Source organism: Methylobacter psychrophilus, from assembly GCF_025583945.1.
Taxonomy (GTDB): Bacteria; Pseudomonadota; Gammaproteobacteria; order Methylococcales; family Methylomonadaceae; genus Methylobacter_C; species Methylobacter_C psychrophilus.
In genome coordinates this window covers 1-14,351 of record NZ_JAOEGU010000024.1, presented here as the reverse complement: position 1 = coordinate 14,351, position 14,351 = coordinate 1, and the positions used below count along the sequence as shown (strand labels likewise).

Here is a 14,351-nt window from a genome sequence, read left to right as displayed (position 1 = left end):
CTGCCCTTACCTAATCCTGACACGGTCACCCGCGCTAATTGCTTCTGCTAGACGTTCACGTAGTGTCTTGAGATAAAGCTCGATGTCCTTTTCAGTTTCAATAAAACCATTGGAGGACACTTTATTTAGAACCTCGACTTGACTGATGGTGACTGTTCGTTTTTGGAGAGGGACAGGAGTTTTGTTTTCCTTGCCAGAAACAGGCGTTACCGTTTTTGGGATTTCCTTTTTACGCAGGGACTCAATGTACTGATTAATTAAATCATAAGCATCATCTTCATGACTTACTGCTTCAGTTTGTTCACTATTAAGTTGCGGAATTGAGTCGGTATTATCAATACGCTTTTTGCAAAGCTGTAGTTCATGTAATGCCTTGTTCTGTAAATCAAGGGGCGCACTGGCTTCTGTCAATGCAGACTGTACGCGACCAATACGCTGGTCAATCTGTTCATGAGCAAGCTTGCGTTTATCGAGAACCAATTGGTTATTAACGTTTTGAACTTGCTCGATCAGTGGCTTGATGTGCCTAAGTTGATCATAGGGTGCTGCCAATTTATAAATACGCTCTAATTCATTCAGCGCTTTAAAGGCCGGTTCGTCTTTTTCAAGTGCTAAACGGTTGGCCTTAAATTGATCATTAAGCGCCTTACTAAGCGCCTGCCAGGTTTGGAACTGGCTATTATAAAAGTCATCCAGATCTTCAAAGTTTTCGGCAAAGTCCTCCAATGCCTTGGTATCTTCAACCATTCTTTGAATCAGGCTAAAACTATTGGCTTGCTCAACCAGTCCTGCAACCAGGATCAAGCCTTGTTCAATCTTGGTTTTACCAGGGAAATGCCCCGTTTGAGCCTTATTGTTAAATGAGGTTAACTGGTCATTCCATTTTTTGAGCTCTTGCTGGATAAGCTCAGACAGTTCTTTTTCGCCTGAACCATTAAAGGTTTTATTAAACACCTTTCTAACAACGCTCGCCGCCTTTTTGAGCTGTTGCTCATCATGCTGACGGATTTTCTGGATACGGATTTCGCCACGCTTACGCGCACTGGTAAACGGTTCATAGGCTTTTTTAAGCGGTAAATCTCCGTTTAGGGTAAAACTGATTTTTCCTGCCAAGCCTAATCTGGCAACCAACAAAAGTATTTCATTGTCTGGCCAACCGTAAGGACGACGGCTAAACCGAGTAATAACATCGCGTAGGTACACGGGCTCATTGCGTTCAATTTTTAAAGAAATGTACAGCTCAACTTCGCGGGTCGCCTCCGGATTACACTCCACATCAGACATGTCCAGACCAAGCTGTCCCATGTCATCAGCCATTAGAACCGATTGGAGTTCACGCAATAAATTGCTCGGATCACCTGTTGTTAATCGCAATAAATTTAACTTGGCGAAAGTGTTTTCAATAACGTATTTATAAGCTTCTTCCAGCATGGTTGACGGCGTGGAAGACTTGGACTGCATCTTGGCGCCAATCGCATAAATGTTGACCTCGGTAAAGAGCTGCTCAAAGTCATGTTTTAGGCGTTTTTCACGCTCGATATTTTCCATCTGCTTTTCACGCAACAGGTATTCCTGTTCCGGACGTTGCCCTGCGTTTTGCTTTAAGAAGCGATCCGTTTTAATAAATCTGGCAAGATCGCCATCCAGTCCTTTGTAACCAAAGATGCGCGGATGATCGGGCAGTTTAACCAAAACACAACCATCGCCTTCCAACGTAGCATTTAAACATTGTTGGTCATGAATAAAGTTATCGTAATGTAAATCCAGCGGTGAAATGACTTTAACCACCAGGTCTTCTAAAGTCGTCCCATCCTTAGGATGACCATTACAAAAACGACTGATGCCATACGGTTGCTTATTTACGGGATAGCGATAACTATTTTGCCTTGACAACAATTCATCAAAGATAATATTTGATAGCTTGGTAGTGAGCTCTGAGGGCTCAATATCGGTATGTTGAATTTCATTCTCGATTTCCTTTTCTTCATTCGTTAAGAAAATAAATTCATCGCCATTTCGCGCAATTAATAGCTCACGTTCCAGACGATTAAGGCTCTCACCAATCTCTTTTCGTAAGGAAATTTTATCCGCATCAATTTGCTCAATACTGAGTGTTACCAAGTTATCGAGGGTACTTTTTAGGACGTCAACATAGCGAATAAGAAATAGTGTTTTTAATATTTTACAATCGAACTCAGTCAAGGTCTTGAGTTCACACGCTTGATCAATCGTGCGTTTGACAGCGGGTTCAAGGAAGCTCTCTATGGGCGAATAGAAGCAATAAAAAGGGATTAATGCACCAATATCCTGATCCTTAACCTGCTTGGCTGCCGACTGAAAAGCATCCAGTAACGAGCGTTCACCCATGGCCAAATGCTTACCGGTAGCGCCTTTGGTTCTGATACTCTCAAAAACTTTTTGCACCAAGGGATAGTGATAAGGCACAAAGGGATAATTATCAATAAACGAGGGAACATCGCTGTAGCCATTGAGTGCAGCGGTGGTTGTTTTGTCGAAGGTTAACTGGTTGCGAAGAATGTCGCCTTTTTCTGCAAACACGGTTGCCAGAGCGACAACCGCTTGTTCAGTTTTTTCAAGCAGACGCTTTTGAATAACTTCTGAGGTATTTGAGCTGGACAATTGCAATCGCGTATAAAACCGCCCCTGGATCTTCGAGAAATCTTCGCCATCACGCTTATCAAACTGACCGATTGCGACATCAATATCCGCTTGTGATGTCACAATAACCCAGGCACGACCGCCACAAATAGAGCCTAAATCCTCAGTAATGGTCTGCAACTTCAACATCATTTGGGTGTTTTTCCCGATGAACTGTCCGACTTCATCGACCATAAACAAGATATTTCTATCACCATTGCGATCAAGATAATCGTTTACCCATTTGCAAAAGTTAGTGATGTCTAACGGTAGATTGGTTTCCAGTTGCTCAACCCATTGCTGTGTTGAGACTAGCGATTGGTTGCTTGCAGCCGCCAAACTTTTTGCGAGTTCATCGCGATAGAAATCATAGGCGTCACGTTGTTCTTCCCATGCGGAGCCTGTTAGCTCGGCAAATTTATCTTTAAAAGCCTGGTATTGGTTACGCTTATCCAGCTCTCTTTCCATGTGAGCGATATGAGGAAAATCTGCGCAATAACCGACACGTTCGTTGAATACTTTTAGGAAAACTTTGAGGATAGCGTTATCACCATCATCGGTATTAGCCCTCGAGTCTATGTTAAATAAAATCACATCAGCCGGTTTCAAAACGGCATTATGTATGTCGCCATACAGCATCGCATCTTTAATTTTATCTGCAAAAAAGGTGATCGCTTGGTGGCTTTCGCCATTCTTTTCGACCACCCGATTTTCTAACAGGTAGGCCAATATTTTAATGAAATGCGATTTACCCGAGCCAAAGAAGCCCGACACCCAGACGCCAATCTTACTGGCGACAGCAGGATTTCTATTTTTAACGGCAGGAATATACGTTTCAAAAAAATGGCGAAAATGTCGATCCAATTCTTGAGTGATAACGTATTCATCGAGTTCAACATAAACACTGTCGTTATCGACCTGTTCGGCTTTAACAACACCGTTAATGTCGCGGGTGAGTTGTTTGGAAAAAATGTCTTCAATGATCATTGTGGATTAACACTCTTGGTTTTTTTGCCGTCTTCAGGTACCAGCTTGAAGGCTCGGTAATAATTTTTTGAATCGATCATGCCGAAAGGATGAAGATCTCGACCGCTATACTCACCTGGATAAAACAACACCAAGGGCGTTTTGCCCATGACATCTTGTAATGCGCTTAATAGCTCATGTCCTCTGACCAAGGGCCAGGCATTACCCAGCCCTGAAAAGAGTACAAAATCCAAGGTGTCAGGCTTAATCTTTTCAGCGATAAATTTAGCGATTTTTTTCTGGCTAAGTGGGCCGGCTAAATTAGCTCTAATCGCATCTACCCCTGTCTGTTTCTCGCGAATAAAAGTTCGTTCCAACAGACCTCTTGACGCCAACATTTCGATCAGTATTTCGTATATATTAATCGTGGTAAATTTATAGCCACGCTTATCCAGCTTGTCTGTCAGGTGCTTAATATAGTCTCTGACCATGAGTTCTTGTTTTGCCGGATAGTCAAAAATCCAAAAGCCAATTTCATTACCCAAGCCATCATTGTTAAGAAATCGAGGATTCTCTATTCTTTCAAGAATTAAATCGAGCCTGCTTTGTAGCGGTTTCATAGCGTGCATTCCATAATTGTTTCGAGATCCAATCTATTGAGCTTTTTTAACCAAGCGCTGGTTTCTGGTAATAAATAAACGGGTTGCAGGCGTCGATTTTTATTATTATCGAGGTAATCGGCTTCAACCAAGGCACGAATAACACTAGTGCCGCTTTTTTTGAGCGTTGACTCAGATAAGTCATTTAAGCCTGGTAATGTTCGAGAACGATCAAGAATAAATGTCTCCCAAGCATCTGGCTCTAAATTTGGCCGATAAATCCGTTTTGTTTCAGCAACAACATGCCGCATGAAATCGGGAAGAACCGGTGTATGTATCATCAAAGCCAGCATGATTAGCTGCTTATAATAAGTATCAGGGGCATGAATGACGTCATTAATAAACGCCTCACCTAACGGTTCAATCCGTCTTCTGACAGCACGGGCATAACGGATGGCCGTATACGGGGATTTTTTTTTAAGGATATTGTCTTCCATGAATAAACGGTTCCATTCAGGCTCTGACAACTCTGACAGAAGAGTTTCAGCAACAACTCGACTTTCGGTAATCAACAAACTACCGCCAGTTAAATCACGGATATACTGTTTTGCCCTGTTAAGTTCGACTTTATTCAATGCCTGAATTTCCTTTTAGCGCCAAAAAACCAGGCGTTAAGATAAAGTTTTCTACGCCGTTTAATGCTTGGGCATTTTTTAGCCAAAGGTGATATTCACCACCTGCGGTCAAATCATGATTTTCAGTGCAATCCACATTCCAGCGTCGCAAGACATAGCCTGCAACCGCAGCTCGCACCTGAACAGACAACAATCCATTCGCCATGCCGTATTCATATTCGATGGTCTCAGGATGTTTTAACGAAGGATGTGGAACAAGCTGTAATTCAACCATACTGTGCCATTGAAGATCAGCGGCCTTGCTTTCAGTGTCAGTAACTAAGTTGCCGGTAAGAAGACATGGCTTATCAATTCTATTAATCACAAAGTCAGAAAATTTCTGCCTTTGTCGATCGAAGCCTCGTACATGCCAGCGTAAACCGTTATCCACCAAAGTATGCGGAACAATTTCCCGTTGAGAAAGTCCGCTGGATAGAGACAGATAGTTAATCCTTATGGCTTGTTTATTGTGAATTCCCCGTGTAATGCAGGCCAGAATATCACTTAATGGCAAATTAAGTTGCGTAGGTGCCTCTGTTGGCACAAAAGCGGAGTTGGACATAACAAAATCATCGCCATAGCCGTACAGCAAAGCAGACAGCCCTTGATTATTATTAAAGTTAAACAGCGGCTCAAAACCTTCGCGCTGAATATAAGTTTTGGCTTTAGTGTCATACTCCAAATTTTTTGGAGCCAACTCTTTATAGAGCGAAATATCACGCGTAGCAGCAGCCTGCTTAATACCAAAGCGCGACTCAAGATCATATCTATTAATAGTACCAAGAAAATAGAGCCGAAAGTCTATGTGGAATAGACGTTCACGCTGAGCTTGGTTGATGCTTGAAAGTTGTGATTGGAGCATTTCTCTTAAACTTCGCCGATGGTAGCTAAAAAATCAATCTCATTAAATACAGATCAATTTTATGACCACCATCAAATTAATGCAAGATATGATTTTTAGCGCCGGAGTCGGTGCTGATTATGTCCTGTATGGCGTTATCGAGGACACCATCTTAATCGACTATCCGAATTTTGGGATTCACTATACTTATATGAATAATAATTTAGATTTTAAGAAAATCTAATACCTATAATGAAAAAATAGCAATGATAATTACCCTAAAAATTTAATTTTCTTAAACCAATCATGGTGTTTTTTTAGTAAATTAAAAAGTGGTTTAAAGCCTCTCCAGATGTAATATGGTAAAAACTCTATCGTTTTTTCAAATTAACCACATAATCAAGATAAGCATCTTAATTCTTTCTTTGTATACGTGCCAACATAAGTAAATCCGGAAAAAAATGACTCACCAACATTAATTTTATATTTTGAGCAAGCAGCATCTTTATCTGCTAGATAGCAAACAACTTCATTAGTTTCTTCATTAATAATTACGTCAGCATGTCCATCATAATTATCAGTCATCGCTATTACATCATCACCAAATGATGACGCTTTAGCTACCGCTAAAGCTACTGTAGCAATGCCAGTTATTTCATCGCCATCGAAACCAAATTGATATTTATATGTACTCATTTTTTACCTTTTTATTTATATTAATTTTAAAATATTTATTATTGATAAATAAATATTGGGTCATTAGCTTTTAAATTCAAGTAAAAATTAATATTTATTTTTACACTATTTATAAAGACTATTTAAAAGAATTTTTTCTACGCTACTTTTACAATCACATTTAACAACTTTTGGTTAATTAACTACAATATTTAAAATGTATACCAGCAATTGTAATGGTGACTATCAGCTAAATTAAAGTAAGTCCGACTTTATTTTTAAAAAATTATTCGATAACTTAACTTTATGTTAATTAATCACAGTAAAAATTTGTGTCGCTAACCTATTATAGATTTTTTTAAAAAATCAATAATATTACGACGGTCATTATGATTAATTGTATTGCTATCATCATCTATAAGTTCTTTATTTTCCATTATTCTATCAAAAATTTTGTTAAAAAAACGGTATTAACATGCACGTCATTAATGATCGATTTTTTATTTTTTCTCATAAAACCCTGTTAAACTGTAAAATTATTTCTAATAATTTAATTATATTTCTAAATTCACCTATTGTTAATAGTGTTAGCGGAATAAAAAAGCTTTGTTGGCATTAAAGCAGTTTATTAGATAGATATAGAGTTTCAGAAATTAAATTTCCAAAAATTCCGTTAGAATATGTTCATTTAACAATATAGAGTGATCATATTAATGGCAGTGTTAGCAATATCTTTTTCCCAAAGCGCTATTAGAAATAGCTATGAGCAATTTTGTTAACCGCGTTTAAATTAAATAATATTCAAGCCTACCTATTAGCAACAACACCTATTTGTTATAGATGAAGGATGAGGAAAAACATGAAAAGACCAGAAAAATCTAGCTGGAGGAAACTGTACCCGCGCTGATCAAAAAAGCAAAAGAAGAAAAATCGGTGGTGTTGTTTGGTGATGAGGTCTCCTTTGCGATGTGGGGTTCCTTGGCCCGCACTTGGGCTCCGATAGGACAACAACCAACGGTTAAAACCAGAGGGATACGCAAGGGACTAAAAATGTTCGGTACGATTGAACTGGGAGGCGGAAGCTTTCAATATCGGCAATTACTTGCCTATTCCCTGCAACCAAAATCGCTGAAATTATTGAAAGAGGCAGCATTACCTACGGATCTGCTTGCTCTGCTGAAGACTTTAAAAGGCGAGCTGTATGCAACAAAATTTGATTTTTTAAACGCGCTAAAAGCACTTGTTGATGAAAAATTAATGATAACTTATCAATCAGTTATACTAAAACATACCGAAACAGCAGGGAAATTTAATGGGCTCAGTTATATTGAGTTTTTAGAACAACTACTCACACACTATAATGGTAAAGTTTTTCTGGTTGAAGACGGTGCGCCTTATCATCATAGTAAAATAGTCAATGAGTTTAAGGCGCTTCACGCGGATCGTCTTGCGATTACGCCGCTCCCCGCCTATTCCCCTGATTACAATCCCATTGAGAAGCTTTGGAAAAATACCAAACGTGACGCAACCCACTTGAAATATTTTAAAACGTTTGAAGACCTTCATGATTCAGTCGTGAAAACATTCAAATCTTATATGCAGGATGCCAGTAAAATTATCTGTGTTATGCAGAAAATGCGTAAGGATTTTGATATAGCCTACTGATATATTTCGCTAAGCGGCGTAGAAATTATTTATCTGAAAAACTATAGTCCATGCCAAGGAGTTTCACCAACAAAAGCGATAGCATTGCGGCCAGTGGTTTGATCAATTTCATGTGCCATTTTATGTCCTTTATTTGGGTAATTGCGGTGCAAGTTCCATCCGAATATTCCGAAATTTTCAGTTCGAAATATTTTATTAGTTTAATTATGTTTCACGCTGATCTCTTTTTTAGTGAAAATCGAGTAGTCATTAAGCTTTTCTTTCACCTCGTTGTAAGAACCATTAAATCCGACATTCATACCACCGCAATCCCCTTTATCATCGGTTACTATTAATTCATTTTTTGTAAAAGTAAGTGTTGCTTTACACTTACCAAGTGAATAATGCGCGACCCCATTTTTAATTTTTACCGTACCGCCTATCTCCCCGAGATGCGGACTCCCCGTCACTGGAGACCATACGGCAAGGCCTTTAACCCGCAATACACCACTCCCCTCCTCGCGAATTGTAATTGATGCGTCATCACCCGTGTCGTATCTTTCGTATGTTCTTTCTTTTTGATCAGCATAAATACCCACAGACAAAGTAATTAATACCGCTGATAACAAAATTCTAGAGACACCGCCATTTATTATTTGCATTCTCGTATCAACCTTATATTAAAAGCATAACCGCAATTATTTTAGCGCCCCAGGGGTAGCAAATATAAGGGCTTACCCTGGCGGTGCCAAAAAAGTTTAAACAGGCATTATAAAACCAATGCCAGATTTACGTTTTTTGCTAACATCACTGTCTTTAATATCTTGGACGATTAAATAATTGCGCTTATCAAAAGCAGCTAAACCAAAAGCCTGCTCCAGTAATTTCCTCACTTTGCGCGGGTGGTGATTGCACAATTCGTTCCTTACATCATCACGTATCTCTTTCTCAAAAACCCCACCGGATGGATGCTTATCTATAAAACGCTGGTACTGACTATTCACAATAGCAATCATTTGATCGGCATCCGGATCAGCGATATTGAAAACCGTAAAACGATCTAAAATGGGTGCCTCAATCAGATCAATACTATTAGCAGTTGCTATCCAAATAACATGTGATGCGTCAACAATAATATCTGGTACTGATAGATCCTGAAAACGCTTTGCCTGCCTTGGTTCAAGCAAAGTATGAAGCGCTGCCAGAGGATCATAGTCCGAGCTCGAATTCGCCTTGTCCAGTTCATCCAAAATAATAATAGGATTAGCCACGTTTCCGACACCCAAAACTAATTCAGTAAATAACATCCCTGGCTGCGTATTTCCCCAGTAGGATTCGCTACCCGTCAGTGCAGTACCTGTCTGTGCGCTGGATATATCAATGATTTTTAGGGTTGTTGCAAAATACTCACTGATCGTTAGACAGATCTCAGATTTTCCAATACCAGGCCCACCAACTAATAATATTGGCAAAAATCTTAAGACTTTATCGCCTAAATCGGATAAAGCCAGTTGATTACGCAAATAGAAAATAACCTCGGTGAAATTCGGGAACTTAAGTGCTAAATTATCGCAATACTCACACCATTGATCAGGTATTGTCACCAGTTTTTTACGAGGTGAGACTTGCTTAATCTTCTTTACCAGCCCCTTTATCCTAGCAACTTGATCTCGCGATGCTTCAGAATTATCACTTAATAATTTGTCAACATCAGCCATGTCAAATATAGCTACACTTTTACCAGATGGCGCTTTAAGTAAAGCATCTTTCTGTTTATCGCGTTTGTTCTCATTGTCTTTTGCTTGTTGAATTGCGCTCCTCTCTCTTTTTTCTGTATTGCTCAAACACTCCGCCTCTTCCTCCGTTATTTTTGTTAGAGCCTCCGTCAACGATTGCTGGTCATTCATATCACTCCAGTGCTGCTTACCACCGTCAACTGCGTCAATTTCAGCGGTTGAATAACTTATCTCTTGCTTGTCTTTTTTCCAGTCTCCAACGGCACATGATATGCAAATACTCGCATCGCCTCTACACATTTTGTCGGGAGGCATCGTTGGTAAAAATGGGGCTAAGCGCCGCACTTCGTCATCATTAATATTTATCATTTCAAGCTCATGGCCGCAACGAAAACAAGTTTTCAACGAAAGAAATATTGCGTTCTCCGCCATATGTATTAATGCTTCGTCGCGTGCTTTAATTTGATGATCAGCTTGCATAAAAATACGAAGTTTTCGCTGATACAACGCAGATATTTCTTGGTTTCCGCCCATCCCATCGACTTCTTCTGTTATGCGTAAAAAAGCAAGGTCGGGCTTATCAGTTACAAAAATATCTTCGATATTATTTAAAAAATCGTTAACAATAAAAGATAAACCCACAGAAACACGAATGACAAAGTGCTCTATCCAGGGGTGCAGCGATAAATTGGTTTGAAAAGTTACGTCGGAATTAATTGATTCTTTGAATGTATACATGATTTTTTATTACCCCCATTTATTAAGCCACTGATTATCTTCTAATAAAACTCACTTATATGAGCCAGAAAAAAATAGATTTGTGCTACTGACCATGGCCTGTAGCTTCACCAGGAACCTGCCCTGGCGGGGACAATAGAAAAAACCCTCGCATAAATAAATCTAAAGCGGGGGGGAATGCTAGTTTCACACATACTTTATTAAAATACAAAGGATATGTTTAAAAACATATCATATAATAAACGCTATAGCTCTATACTTTTATTTTTGCCTATCTATTTCCAGCTTTAAGGCGTTGACCATTAACAATTTGCTTTAAAAAAACTCATATTAATCCAAACTTCTCTGAAAGCGGGTTGATTTGTTGAGGGGGATTTGAGACTAAAAAATACCCTGTTAGGAAAATAGCGGAGCATTTTCTTTATGAGTATCTAAAACATCAGGGAAACGTGACCGGCAGCAACCGACCCCTATGCATAGTGCCTAACTATGAATAGTTTATAGATGGTTGTAGGCTGCGAAGCTCTATTTCATTGGTCTACAGAAAAATTGGCAGTCCATTATCTTCACATAGTTTCGCTGGCGTTCTGAAGTGAAAAATCCACCAGACTCAAGAAATTGTATGGATTCTTCTCACTGTCATTTAATCATTGGTCAACTTAGCGATGAAGGGCAAAGAAATGGGGATATCCAAAAAACCGATACAAAAATGTACCGCTAAATCATCCCGATGATGGCTGATCAGGCACTGTAACTATGTAAAGATTGCTACCAGCAATGCCAGGTAGCGCAAGGGGTACAAGTCAAAACGAAACACTTCTATACATAGTTAGGCACTATGCATAGGGGTCGCTATGTAAAGCTTTACATAGCGACCCACAGCTGTCATTCGCCCTTAATTTTTGGATGACAGCTTGCTCACATAAAGCTGCCAGTCAATTTTAGTGATTCAAGCAGCACTAATGATCAATAACGACAATGGCAAAGTAAGTAATCTTCATGTATTTTTTTAACGTGTTTAAAATCGTCAGCACACTTTTGACAGCTAAAGCAGCTTATTTTTAAAGCTAGTTGTTATAGGTATTTATACGGATTGATTTTTCTATTTTAAGTAATACAATTTTCCTGAAGTTTAGTTGGTGCTTGGAAATGCTTTAAATCTACACATTGACCTTGATCGTCATTCGACCCACAACGGTCATTGACTTCTAATAACTGACGGTTCGGTTCCCCTCGTATTGCAGACAGTGGCAATGCTAGAAATGATTGGTAAAATAATAATTAGAGGCAAAAAATTCGTTAGAGTTTTGAATAGATTTTTATTATCGTCCAATATATTAAATCAATACTTCGGACACTTTTAAGTTAGTGGTATGTTATTTGACGAATCTCCTTCAGAAATACTATAGTTTATACTAATAAATAACTCGTTAATTTTCAATTAGTTAATATTTAATGCGACTCTGCATTTTGCATAAGTTTGATTTAATTCTCCACAAACAGCTACAAGCCTTGTTATTCGTGAAGCATTAACTATCAAAACTCCCCTAAGTATTGATATAAATTAAGCAAGTAAAGATATTTTTTTTCACTTAAATTCAAAAGGAATACTAATGAAGAAAGTAAATAAAATGATTGGCGTAGTTACGTTTCTAACAGTCAGTGTCGCCTCACAGGCTTCTACTACTTATGATCTGGCAACGGATTTCAGTGATGCGTCTAATCCCAATGGCGTCTGGTCTTACAACCAAGGTGGAGCGCCAATTACGCAAACAGCCCCAACAATTTATCTAGGAGATAGAATAGGGTGGAGTTACCTGGCTGGTCTTGATGGGTCAGTTTTACAGTGGCCGACGACTGATTATGTTGGTTTACATGATCTAAAATCTGGAGATATTACAATACATACGCTTTCAAGGTCTTTGGGTGGAGACACTACTTTTGTCGGGATAACATGGACTAGCCCATCGGCTGGGCTATATTCTATTTCAGGAAATGCTTGGGATGCTCAATTCGGGTGTTGTCGGGATGCTAATTGGACCCTTTCGATTGGTGGAGTCTTAGTTGCTGAAAATAATACCGGAGTTAATGGTTTATATCGGACTGATACTGCCGCTCAATTTAACGCAAATTTGTTCCCTGGTATGTCGTTAACTTCCATGAATATGACGGCGGGCGAACAAGTTACTTTTCTTACTCAAACAACCACTTTGTACGGGCAATATATGGGGGTTAACATAACCGTTACTGCCGTTCCGATACCCAGCGCGCTCTGGCTATTCTTAAGTGGTTTATTGGGTGTACTGTCATTCACTCGCAAAAAAATCGCTAACTTAATGCAATAGCGTACAGATGCAGCTTTATTGGATTTGTATTCTTAGATTTTTAATTACTTCATTACCTTTTTGAGCAGAAAGGTCTTCAACTAAGTGACGACTTCGTCATATCAAATGGCAAAGCATTTTTCGTGGTAGATATAAGGAAAACGATTTAATTACTTATTAAGCGGGGTGGTCTCGCTGGGTCAAACCGTAAAGGGGGAATCAAAAATGACAAAGAAACATTTGGCAGGATTGGCAATTGGCGTAATGATGTTTGGAATGACTAGTGTTGCTGTTGCATCGCTGATCACTTCTTTACCTGGAGGTACCATTGTTTCTATGCCTGCCGTGAATTATGTTGGGTTGGGTCCAGTAACATTTTCAGACATTAAGTGGTCTTCTACAAACGCCTCTTTCTTCGGGCGTGATAGTGGTTTCGGTTTTGGCAGTAACGGATTATGGGATGGGGCTTTAGGGCCTATGGCAGATGTTTATGGACTCAGTACCTTAGACACTATGAAATTTGAATTTAATTCGCTATTGAAGGGGGTCGGCGGGTTTTTGAATTATCTTCCAGGTTATGGCAGCACTCCTGTCATTGCGGTTTTTGATTCCACAAATACTTTAATTGAGTCTAGTGAACTTAACTTTTCAACTGGAGGAGGAATTAATACAGGACAGTTCTATGGATTTCTTGAGAATAGTAATTCAATAAAATATTTCACTCTAACAAGTGCCTATATAGGCATTACTAATCTCACTACAACTAATGCAGTTCCTGTTCCGGCTGCTATATGGCTGTTCGGTTCCGCAATTCTTGGCATGATTGGATTTGTGCGCCCTAAGTCAGGTAATCGGTCACGGTAAGGAATATACGCCAACGTTCGTGTACTGTAAAAGATCAGGTCTTGCAATCAAGTATAGTTAAGCTCACAGGCAGGTATCCATTCAAATGCCGTCACTGACGGTCAAAATGCAGTCGTCCGTAAATGGCCGTCAACGGCCCGCCAAATTTTTGATAAAAAAGTTAGCGGATCTGGTTTTTTGTTCAACGTTCGGTATCGACCCAGACTGTGTCAAAACTCAACATCACCAATACTGGTGGAAATAATTAACGGATTATTGATTGAATTACACTTTAAAATGGAAGTAACCATTGATAGTTCAACCTGTTTTTACCAGTAAATGGAGTAAATTTAACCTCTGAAGAATTTGTTTGTGAGTTTTCACACAGTCTGGACCCAAATGAGACATTGGGGTATGGATTTAGGCTTCCCTATACCTGTCATTCGCGAAGCTTAGTAAACGGCAATAAACGGGTTTTGGTTCATGAAACTGTCTTTCACCATAGACGCCCATAATACTTGTCTTTCCACGATACGAAATGGTTGCAATGCTGATGGCCATGTAAAAATAAGCTGGTTGCGCTTTTCCATAAAAACATCAATGGCCAGAAATTTATTTAATAGCGCATAAAACTGTCTTGGGAATACATGTGA

General features: G+C 39.2%; 11 protein-coding genes. 3 read left to right on the top strand and 8 right to left on the bottom strand.

The annotated features are described in order from the left end of the window. Positions 1-6: 6 nt before the first annotated feature. The 5 genes from brxC to N7974_RS12210 form a co-directional block, all read right to left on the bottom strand. Positions 7-3,645 (bottom strand): BREX system P-loop protein BrxC, encoded by a 3,639-nt coding sequence (brxC, locus tag N7974_RS12230; RefSeq protein ID WP_262965888.1) that lies wholly within the window; start codon positions 3,643-3,645, stop codon positions 7-9. Next, entirely contained in the window at positions 3,642-4,244 is a 603-nt protein-coding gene (locus N7974_RS12225) for a DUF1788 domain-containing protein (RefSeq protein WP_262965887.1), read from the bottom strand. The genes brxC and N7974_RS12225 overlap by 4 nt, the downstream gene beginning before the upstream one ends. Then, entirely contained in the window at positions 4,241-4,858 is a 618-nt protein-coding gene (locus N7974_RS12220; RefSeq protein ID WP_262965886.1) for a DUF1819 family protein, read from the bottom strand. Before N7974_RS12220 ends, N7974_RS12225 begins: the two co-directional genes overlap by 4 nt. Beyond that, positions 4,851-5,759: a WYL domain-containing protein gene (locus N7974_RS12215; RefSeq protein WP_262965885.1), complete on the bottom strand. Its 909-nt coding sequence runs from the start codon at positions 5,757-5,759 to the stop codon at positions 4,851-4,853. The genes N7974_RS12220 and N7974_RS12215 overlap by 8 nt, the downstream gene beginning before the upstream one ends. 378 nt (positions 5,760-6,137) lie before the next feature. Continuing rightward, positions 6,138-6,434, bottom strand: a complete 297-nt coding sequence (locus tag N7974_RS12210) for a hypothetical protein (RefSeq protein WP_262965884.1) — start codon at positions 6,432-6,434, stop codon at positions 6,138-6,140. Positions 6,435-7,349: 915 nt separating this feature from the next. On the opposite strand from N7974_RS12210, the gene N7974_RS12205 reads away from it, so the two are divergent. Next, a complete protein-coding gene (locus N7974_RS12205) occupies positions 7,350-8,078 on the top strand; it encodes a transposase (protein WP_262965883.1) in 729 nt (242 codons plus the stop codon). A gap of 200 nt (positions 8,079-8,278) precedes the next feature. Here N7974_RS12205 and N7974_RS12200 read toward each other — a convergent pair whose 3' ends face one another. Then, positions 8,279-8,719: a hypothetical protein gene (locus tag N7974_RS12200; protein ID WP_262965882.1), complete on the bottom strand. Its 441-nt coding sequence runs from the start codon at positions 8,717-8,719 to the stop codon at positions 8,279-8,281. A gap of 96 nt (positions 8,720-8,815) precedes the next feature. Further along, positions 8,816-10,531 (bottom strand): AAA family ATPase, encoded by a 1,716-nt coding sequence (locus N7974_RS12195; protein WP_262965881.1) that lies wholly within the window; start codon positions 10,529-10,531, stop codon positions 8,816-8,818. Between the two features lie 1,613 nt (positions 10,532-12,144). Here N7974_RS12195 and N7974_RS12190 point away from each other — a divergent pair. Continuing rightward, positions 12,145-12,876, top strand: coding sequence for a hypothetical protein (locus tag N7974_RS12190; protein ID WP_262965880.1), 732 nt, complete (start codon positions 12,145-12,147; stop codon positions 12,874-12,876). Between the two features lie 204 nt (positions 12,877-13,080). After that, a complete protein-coding gene (locus N7974_RS12185; RefSeq protein ID WP_262965879.1) occupies positions 13,081-13,719 on the top strand; it encodes a hypothetical protein in 639 nt (212 codons plus the stop codon). 431 nt (positions 13,720-14,150) lie between these two features. Here N7974_RS12185 and N7974_RS12180 read toward each other — a convergent pair. Next, the coding region (locus tag N7974_RS12180) for a hypothetical protein (RefSeq protein WP_262965878.1) at positions 14,151-14,351 on the bottom strand (201 nt) is incomplete at its 5' end.